Annotated in this window: 1 protein-coding gene; it reads left to right on the forward strand. The window is 49.2% G+C overall.

Annotation, left to right across the window (positions count from 1 at the left end):
* On the forward strand, positions 1-491 hold a 491-nt coding region (locus tag AC01FP_RS18265; RefSeq protein WP_474482258.1), incomplete at its 5' end, for a restriction endonuclease.
* Between the last annotated feature and the right edge of the window lie 304 nt (positions 492-795).

Raw genomic sequence — 795 nt, forward strand, 5'->3', positions numbered from 1 at the left:
AACAGAACCTTCAGTCTCTCTCAGAAAGGCTAACCGAATTGACTGGTGACATTGGCACCGCTCAGGCAGGACGTGACTTCGAGACTTGGTTCTACTCCCTCACGGAGTTCAGCGAGATCGTTTCTAGGCCGCCTTACGTAGTCAGTGGCCGACAGATCGACGGATCAATTACTATCGGCGACACTACCTATCTTGTTGAATGCAAGTTTACAGCAGAGAAATCTGGCGCACCTGATATCGATATCTTTCGCGCCAAAGTCGAGAGCAAGGCTGACAATACCATGGGAATCTTCGTCTCAATCTCAGGATACTCATCGGTTGCGATAGAGGGTGCATCAGGCCGAAAGACTCCCCTTCTCCTAATGGACCATAGCCATCTTTACCGTGTCCTCGGCGGCGTCTCACGGTTCAGAGATGTAGTGGAGCGGCTTCGGCGTCACTCATCTCAAACCGGCCAAGCTTACTTACCTGCGAGTGATTTTGATGGCTAACACCAGGATGCAGCGGTCATCGCTTTGCGATGCCGCTGATCCTGAACGTTAGCAAGGCTGGCTGAACTTTACCGGCGGTTTACTTGCAACCATCCATAAGAATATATTAGCTACTCTAATCTCACGGGATAGAAGAGCATTTGCATGACCCAAGGTCAAACCGAACGTATTTTAGGACAAGGTTTTGCGGCGAGCTCAATTTACAGTTACGGGAGCCTGAAATGAAGCAGAAACATCACTATACATCTCAAAAAGCTTGCGGACTCGCATTTTTTCAGTCACCGGGTTAGAGGTTAAGCCAAAA

It is taken from the genome of Cyanobium sp. NIVA-CYA 375 (assembly GCF_056108345.1).